Below are 737 nucleotides of genomic sequence, written 5' to 3' on the forward strand. Positions count from 1 at the left end.
CGAGGCCACCTCCGCCGCGACCGGGACACCGCCCCGGGCCAGGCCCAGCACCACGGGGTCCACCCAGCCCCGCCCGGCCAGCGCCGTCCCCAGTGTCCGGCCCGCCTCGGCCCGGTCCCGGTACACCCGGTCCGTCGTCGTCGTCCGTCGCATCGGAGAAGCCTCCCACCGTGTCGCGGACCTCAGCCCGGTTCGCCCCGGCGCTTGCGGTGGATCACCCAGCCCAGGTCGACAGCGCTGCCCAGGGCCACCAGCCCGAGCAGCACGGTGCCCCAGTACTCGTCGAACAGGGCGAACAGGACCGCCCCGGCGATGCTGAGCACCACGGCGATGCTCGCGAGCACGATCCGCAGCGTCAAGGCGCTGTAGGCCGGCGCGGCGCCCCCGAAGCCGCCGGTCGGATCGTGGTAGTCGGGCAGGCCGCGTTCGTACTCCGCGCGGGTGCGTTCACGCTCCCGGTGTTCCCGTGCCTGCATGGTCCGCGGGTACCCCGGCGGAGGGACAGGCACACCGAAACCGGTCAATCGCCGTGGTCGGTGGCCACGACGTCGGCGACCGCGTCCACGGCCGCGCGGGCGGACCCGCCCTCCGCGGCCACGACCACCTCGTCCCCGTGTTCGGCACCCAGTGTCATCAGGTTCAGCACGCTGTCCGCGGGCACGGGTGTGCCGCCGTCCCTGGCGAGGGTCACCCGCGCCGGTTGCGCCGCCGCGGTGCGTGCGACCAGCGCCGCGGGC

The 737-nt window shown here is 75.3% G+C and carries 2 protein-coding genes and 1 pseudogene; all 3 read right to left on the reverse strand.

What is annotated here, in order from left to right:
* A pseudogene (locus SACPADRAFT_RS32500) lies at positions 1-153 on the reverse strand (phosphoribosyltransferase); the annotation flags it as partial.
* 29 nt (positions 154-182) lie between these two features.
* Complete coding sequence (locus SACPADRAFT_RS0208530) at positions 183-476, reverse strand: DUF6343 family protein (protein WP_007027848.1); 294 nt, start codon at positions 474-476, stop codon at positions 183-185.
* 44 nt (positions 477-520) lie between these two features.
* Positions 521-737 (reverse strand): HPr family phosphocarrier protein (locus tag SACPADRAFT_RS0208535; RefSeq protein ID WP_007027847.1); only part of this gene is annotated, 217 nt, incomplete at its 5' end.

Origin of the sequence: Saccharomonospora iraqiensis subsp. paurometabolica YIM 90007 (assembly GCF_000231035.2) — a bacterium.
Lineage (GTDB): Bacteria > Actinomycetota > Actinomycetes > Mycobacteriales > Pseudonocardiaceae > Saccharomonospora > Saccharomonospora paurometabolica.